The 6,910-nt window shown below is 70.1% G+C and carries 7 protein-coding genes; 1 reads left to right on the top strand and 6 read right to left on the bottom strand.

All coding sequences use genetic code 11. From position 1 onward, the window contains the following. Nucleotides 1–107: 107 nt before the first annotated feature. The 6 genes from ACWCPY_RS32030 to ACWCPY_RS32005 form a co-directional block, all read right to left on the bottom strand. Nucleotides 108–587 carry an SRPBCC family protein gene (locus tag ACWCPY_RS32030; protein ID WP_451270879.1) on the bottom strand — a complete coding sequence of 160 codons (480 nt, stop codon included), beginning with the start codon at nucleotides 585–587 and terminating at the stop codon, nucleotides 108–110. Nucleotide 588: 1 nt separating this feature from the next. Then, nucleotides 589–846, bottom strand: a complete 258-nt coding sequence (locus ACWCPY_RS32025) for an acyl carrier protein (protein ID WP_189545375.1) — start codon at nucleotides 844–846, stop codon at nucleotides 589–591. A gap of 15 nt (nucleotides 847–861) precedes the next feature. Next, entirely contained in the window at nucleotides 862–2,112 is a 1,251-nt protein-coding gene (locus ACWCPY_RS32020; protein WP_451270876.1) for a ketosynthase chain-length factor, read from the bottom strand. Then, complete coding sequence (locus ACWCPY_RS32015; protein WP_451270874.1) at nucleotides 2,109–3,377, bottom strand: beta-ketoacyl-[acyl-carrier-protein] synthase family protein; 1,269 nt, start codon at nucleotides 3,375–3,377, stop codon at nucleotides 2,109–2,111. Before ACWCPY_RS32015 ends, ACWCPY_RS32020 begins: the two co-directional genes overlap by 4 nt. After that, complete coding sequence (locus tag ACWCPY_RS32010; RefSeq protein WP_451270872.1) at nucleotides 3,374–3,808, bottom strand: cupin domain-containing protein; 435 nt, start codon at nucleotides 3,806–3,808, stop codon at nucleotides 3,374–3,376. Before ACWCPY_RS32010 ends, ACWCPY_RS32015 begins: the two co-directional genes overlap by 4 nt. A 76-nt stretch (nucleotides 3,809–3,884) precedes the next feature. After that, nucleotides 3,885–5,006: a SchA/CurD-like domain-containing protein gene (locus ACWCPY_RS32005; protein ID WP_451270870.1), complete on the bottom strand. Its 1,122-nt coding sequence runs from the start codon at nucleotides 5,004–5,006 to the stop codon at nucleotides 3,885–3,887. Between the two features lie 268 nt (nucleotides 5,007–5,274). On the opposite strand from ACWCPY_RS32005, the gene ACWCPY_RS32000 reads away from it, so the two are divergent. Beyond that, complete coding sequence (locus ACWCPY_RS32000; RefSeq protein WP_451270868.1) at nucleotides 5,275–6,903, top strand: FAD-dependent oxidoreductase; 1,629 nt, start codon at nucleotides 5,275–5,277, stop codon at nucleotides 6,901–6,903. Nucleotides 6,904–6,910 lie beyond the last annotated feature (7 nt).

Here is a 6,910-nt window from a genome sequence, read left to right as displayed (position 1 = left end):
GACGGGGTGGAGGTGTGCGTGACCCAGATGGGTCCGTTCACCGAGCGGGTGCTGGCCGCCGCGCCCGATCTGCGGCTGGTCGTGGTCTGCCGTGGGCGGATGGCGGGTCAGTTGGCCCCGACCGAGGCGGTGCGGCGCTCCCGGGCCCGCTGCTCGATCTTGTCCCGGATCAGCTCCATCTGGACCTTGGAGTTGCGGTTGATGTTGTCGGTCATCCAGGCGTCGTCGACGGGTGCGTCGGGACGCATCGCGAAGTCCTGGGTCCAGTGCATCTTGGTGCCGCCGGGAACCTCCGAGTACTCCCAGCGGATGTTCATGTGCTGGAAGGGACCGGGCTCGACCCGTCGGGCGCGGACGGTGCGCTCGGCGCGGTTCACGGTCCGCTCGGAGACCCAGCTCCACACCTTGTCGTTCTCGTCGGGGTGCATCGTCAGGCGGAAGGTGGTGCTGTCGCCGTCCCTCTCGATGATTTCGACCGCGGCGTACTCGCTGAACAGCTGCGGCCAGTTCTCCAGATCGTTCGTCACGTCCCAGACCAGGTCCAGAGGGGCGGCGATGGTGATCTCGTTCTCGGTGTGTCCGGGCACGTCAGGCTCCTGTCATGAGGCTGTTGTTGACGAGGTCGAGGAATTCCTGGGGGGTCCTGCAACGGTCGGCATCGGCCGGCAGCGCCCGGCCGTGCCGGTTCTCCAGCACACCCACGATGCCGAGGAGGCCCAGCGAGTCGAGGCCGTACTCGTCGAAGGCCGAACCGGGGCGCTGCTCCATGTCGCGCGGGTCGACGGTGACCCCGGCGCCCTTCTTCATCAGGACGGCGAGTTCCGTGTAGGTCAGTCGGTCGGTCATGGGAATTTCTCCTTCTCACGTTCGGGGGTCGGTGGAGCACCGCAGCACCATCGCCGCGTTCGAGCCCATCAGCCCTCGGCTGAGCACCAGCGCCGTGCGCAGTTCGGCGGGGCGGGCGCTGCCGGTGACCACGTCGAGGTCGTGGCACACCTCGTAGACGTTCGGGGTCGGGGGTATGAGCGCGTTCTCCATGGAGAGCACCGCGGCGGCCACGTCCAGCACCGGTGCACCGCAGTAGGCGCGCCCGATACCGGTCTTGGGCGCCGTCACCGGGACTCGCTTGCCGTGCACGCCGAGGGCATCGGCGATCGCCAGCGCCTCCGCGCGGTCGGCCGCGGGTACGCCGAGGGCGTCCGCGAAGACGACGTCGATCTCGTCCGGCGCGCAGTCGGCCTCCCGCAGCGCGCCGATGATCGCCTGGGCGAGTCCCTCCCGGGACTCCTCCCACCTGGCCGCCCCGGTGAACGTGGCGGCGTGTCCGGCGAGTTCGGCCCGGACCTTGGCGCCGCGCCGGCGCGCCGACTGTTCCTCCTCGACCACCAGCATGGCGCCGCCCTCGGCCGGCACGAAGCCGCAGGCCTCCGAGGTGAACGGCCGGTAGGCGCGGGTCGGGTCCTCGACGGTGCTCAGGTCCGCGTACCCGAGCTGGCAGACGACCGAATAGGGCGCCAGCGGGGCCTCGGCTGCGCCGACCACCACCGCTTCGGTGCCGCCGCGGATGGAACGGGCGGCGTGTGCCAGTGCGTCCAGGCCGCCGGCCTCGTCGCTGGCCACGACCGCGCACGGCCCCTTGAAGCCGCCGCGGATGGAGATCTGGCCGGTGCTGGCCGCGTAGAACCAGGCGATGGACTGGTACGGGCCCACGTAGGTGGAGCCCTGTCCCCAGAGCCGCTGGAGTTCGCGCTGGCCGAATTCGCCGCCGCCGGAACCCGCGGCGGTCACCACACCGACGTCGAAGGGTGAGTTCTCGTAGTCGGCGCGGCCGAGCCGGGCGTCGTCGAGCGCGATGTCCGCGGCGGCCATCGCGAAGTGCGTGAACTTGTCGGTCTGGACGAGGAAGCGCTCCTCGATCAGCTCGACCGCCTCGAATCCCCGCACCTCGCCCGCGACCCGCAGCGGCAGTTGCTCGCAGCCCTCGCGGGTGACCCGGTCCAGGACGCTCATTCCTTCGTGCGTCCGCTTCCAGAAGGCCTCGGTGTTGTTGCCGTTGGGGGCGACCACACCGATGCCGGTGACGACGGTACGCCGGGCTTTGCGGGTTCTCATGGTGTCCTCCCACCTGGACGGGTCAGGGCCACCGCGGACTGGAAGCCGCCGAAGCCGCTGCCCACCGAGAGGACGCTGCGCAGCTTCAGGGGACGAGCGGTGCGCGGCACGTAGTCGAGGTCGCATTCGGGGTCGGGGCTCTCGTAGTTCGCCGTCGGCGGCACCGTCTGGTGCTCCAGGGCGAGTACGCAGGCCGCGATTTCTATCGCGCCGATCGCCCCCAGCGAGTGGCCCACCATGGACTTGATCGAACTCATCGGGATGTCGAAGGCGTGCGCGCCCAGGGCCCGCTTCACGGCGGCCGTCTCGTGCCGGTCGTTCTGCTTGGTACCGGAGCCGTGCGCGTTGACGTAGTCGATCTGTGAACCGTCCATGCGGGCATGACCCAGCGCCCGGTTGATCGCCTCGGCCATCTCCAGGCCCTCGGGGGTCAGCCCGGTCATGTGGTAGGCGTTGCCGAAGGTGGCGTAGCCCGCGATCTCGCAGTACACGGTGGCACCGCGGGCACGGGCGTGCTCCAGCTCCTCCAGGACGAGGACCGCTCCTCCCTCGCCCATGACGAAGCCGTCGCGGCGTGCGTCGAAGGGCCGTGAGGCGTGCTCGGCGTCGTCGTTGTTCGGCGACGTGGCCTTGATCGCGTCGAAGCAGGCCACGGTGATCGGGGTGATGGGGGAGTCGGACGCCCCGGCTACGCAGACGTCGACGCGGCCCTCCTCGATGGACTGGAAGGCGTACCCGATCGCGTCGAGGCCGGAGGTGCAGCCCGTGGACACGGTCTGCACCGGGCCGTGCGCGCCGACCTGCTCGGCCACCGCCGAGGCGAGGGAGCTGGGTGAGAAGGCCCGCTCCAGGTGGGGGCCGGCCGAGCGGTGGTCGACGTCCCAGCGGGCACCGCTCTCGCTGACGGCGACGTAGTCGTGCTCCAGCCGGGTGGTGCCGCCGACCGCGGTGCCCAGCGACACCCCGACCCGCCAGGGGTCCACCTTGCCCGGGTCGAGACCGGCGTCGCCGAGCGCCTCCCTGGCGGCCACCATCGCGAACTGGATGTAACGGTCGGAGCGTTCCACGGTGTCGGCGTCCAGCCCGTGAGCCGCCGGGTCGAAGTCGCACTCGGCGGCGATCCGGGAGCGGAAGCCGGCCGGGTCGAAGAGCGTGATGCCTCTGGTCGCGGTGCGTCCGTTCGCCAGGAGGTCCCAGAAGGCCGGTACGCCGATGCCACCGGGGGCGACGACGCCGACGCCGGTGACCGCCACCCGGCGGGTCATGAGGCGGCCTCCGTTCGTTCCGGGGGCGCGACGCGGCCGGCGGATTCGGTGTGCTCGGTGTCGACGTGGCCGAGTTCCGGACGCGGGGCGAGCGGGCCGAGGTGGAAGACCATGCGTGCCTCGACGTCGCCCACGTTGCGGAAGCGGTGGCGGACATGGGGAGGGATCAGCAGGCCCTGGTCGGGCCGCATCCGGTGCGGTTCGCCGTCCAGGTCCACTTCCAGCAGACCGTTCACGACGTACACGAACTCCTCGGAGTACGGGTGGTAGTGCTCGCCGATGCGGTCACCGGGCTGAACGATCGCCAGCCCCATGAAGCCGCTGGTGGCTCCCACCGCCGTCGGCGTGAGCATGGCGCGAAGATCCCCTCCGCGCCTGCGGTTGGGCTGCGTCTCGCTGAGATCCACGATGCGTGGCCGGTGCGTGGTCATGACTGTTTTCCTCCTGGCGCATTGCGCGTTGTGTTGACGGGTTGAGCGAGAACCCCCCAGGGTGCGGATGCGCGGTTCAGGACTCCATGGCCCGCCGATCCGTGATCAGGGTCATCTCGGACTGCTCGAGGAAGCTCGGGACGCCCCGCTCGTCCATGGGCACGGCGTTGCTGCCGCCGTCGAGGAGACGTCCGAGCCTGGCCACCTTGCCGGGGCCGTCGATGCCCACCGCCTGGGCGGGCTCCGCGTCGATCGGCTCGACCGCTTCGAGGAGGCGGACGACGACGTCGTCGCGCTGGAAGATGGTGCTGCTGTCGATGATGCTCGCCGGGTCGTCGGCCGCTTCCTCGTCGTGCTCGGCCAGGAGCCGGGCGAGAGCCATGCCGCAGCCCTCCTTGGCCTGGTAGAAGAGGGCGTGCCGGCGGATGTCCTCCGCCTTGTGCCGGCCGGCGGTCACGTGGTGGACGGTCGGGAGCGCCGCCCGGGTGAAGAACATCCGGGCGGAGTCCGGGTCGCTGAGGTCCCGGTCCTGCTCCAGATACGGGTTGATGGCCTCTTCGACGGCCCTGACCTCGGGCTGCCGGGCGACGTGGCGCAGGGCGGCGAGCAGGTCGCCCTCGACCTCGACGGCCCGCACGACACGGTTCCCGTGCATGAAGAGCGAGGTACGGCGCAGCCGGGTGTCCTCGTCGACCCGTGCGTTCGGGGAGTCGTAGTCGGCCAGGATCTTCGCCACGATGTCCTCGGTGCCGGGCTTGACGGTGAAGGTGAGCGCGTGGCGCACCACCCCGTCGCCCAGGCGCGGGGACGCCTGGAGGCGGCCCTTGGGCGTCTCGGGCGCCATCTCGAAGCCCTTCCCGGTCTCCCGCAGGACGCTGAAGCGCAGCGAGCGGGTGTCGCGCACGCAGTTGTGCAGCGGCTGGACGGTCGCGACGTGCTCCTCGCTGTTCACCCAGGCGAGGAACGGGGGTGCGCTGTCCCATTCACTGGTGATGAGCCATTGGGACGGATTCTCGATCGACTGGCACAGCTGGTCGCTGATGTGTCCGGGCACGGACGCGACCTGGTTGCGCAGGTGCTCGTACGCCTCCAGGAACTCCTTCTGGGCCCCGTCGTAGAGGTCCAGCAGCAGCACGACGCGCAGCCGGGAACCGTCGAAGGCGGACTGGGAGATCCGTTCCGAGAGGGTGGTGGTCATCTTTCGATCTCCTTCGAGACGGTTTCGTGGGTCGAGCCGGGTGGCATGCCGTCAACCGTCGGTTGGCGAGTGGATTCGGAGCGGGGACTCTCCCGGCGGATGCGAATGGTCCGCCCCCGAAGCCGCGGGCATCGTCTCCGTGACCGATCGTGAAACGCTGGTCCGGGTGGCGCGAGATTTATGAACCGTTCAGGTGAGCAGCCGTCCGAACCGCTCTCACCAGGGCATTGAACAATGCATCCGAACGGCGTCCGAGCTGGAGCAACTGATGAACGAGAACGTCGACATTCGCGTACCGGTCCTCATCGTGGGCGGCTCCCTGGTGGGTCTGTCCGCCTCGGTCTTCCTCGGTCGGCTCGGGATCGAGCACCTGCTGGTCGAGAAGCACCGGGCCACCTCGACACACCCGCGCGGCCGCGGCAACAACGTCCGCACGATGGAGGTGTTCCGTACGGCGGGTGCCGAGGCGGGCATCCGGCGGGCGGCCTCGGTCCTCGCCGACAACCACGGGATCCTGCAAGCCGGTTCACTCACCGGGGACGATGAGGAGTGGCTGTTCAGAGAGATCGACCCGGGTGGCGGAATCGCCCGGTTCAGTCCGACCGGCTGGTGCCTGTGCAGCCAGAACGACCTGGAGCCGGTACTGCTGAAGCAGGCCCGGGAGCAGGGCGGTGACCTGCGGTTCTCTACCGAGATGCAGAGCTTCGACCAGGATTCGTCAGGGGTGGACGCGGCGCTGAAGAACCGGGAGACCGGCGAGCACATCAGTGTGCGCGCGGACTACCTCGTCGCGGCCGACGGGCCGCGCAGCCCCATCCGCGAACAGCTGCGCATCGACCGGACGGGGCCCGGCGACCTCTTCCACAACGTCAGCATCACCTTCCGCTCCCGGAAGCTCGTCGATGTGCTGGGCGACCGGCGCTTCATCGTCTGCTATCTCACCAACCCCGCTGCGGACGGTGCCCTGTTGCCCGTCGACAACAAGAAGGACTGGGTGTTCCACGCACCGTGGCAGCCCCAACTCGGCGAAACCCTGGAGGACTTCACCGACGAACGGTGTGCCGAGCACATCCGTACGGCGGTCGGCGCTCCGGGCATCGACATCGAGATCACCGGAAAGGCACCGTGGCACGCCGCGGAGCGGGTCGCCGAACGGTACTCCTCCGGCCGGGTCTTCCTCGCCGGCGACTCGGCCCACGAGATGTCCCCCACCGGGGCGTTCGGCTCCAACACCGGTATCCAGGACGCGCACAACCTGGCCTGGAAGCTTGCCGCCGTACTGAAGGGCGAGGCGGGTCCGGGGCTGCTGGACACGTACGAGGCGGAGCGGCTTCCGGTGGCTCGGGCCACGAGCGCACGGGCTTCGGCCCGCTCCAGCGAGCACAGCCACCCGGGGTACTCCGCGCCGCCCGGCGTGGGCGGCGGGAAGCAGGGCGGCATGCTCAGTGTGGCGCTGGGCTACCGCTATGTACGCGGCGCGGTGCTGGGCACCGACCCCGAGCAGCCGGTGGTGCCGCAGGGGGTGCAGTTGAACGGTGAACCAGGCAGTCGTGCACCGCATCTGTGGGTCCATCAGGGCGGCGCACGCAAGTCCACGCTGGATCTGTACGAGCAGACGATGGTACTGCTCACGGACGGTGCGGACACGGCGTGGCGCCGGGCTGCGGCCCTGGTCTCCGACCGGCTCCCCGTCCGGCTCCAGGCGTACGGGATCGGCCCGGGCGCCGATCTGGAGCCGGAGAACGGCGCGGACTGGGCCGCGCTCCACGGGACGACGTCCGAGGGCGCCGTCCTGGTGCGCCCCGACGGCTTCGTGGCCTGGCGGTCGACGGGCCCCGTGGCGGATGCCGAGAGCACCCTCCACGAGGTCCTGACCACACTGCTGCACCGTTCCTGACGGTCAT

The sequence above is a fragment of the Streptomyces sp. NPDC002403 genome, assembly GCF_053593015.1.
This window is presented reverse-complemented; position numbering and strand designations above follow the sequence as displayed.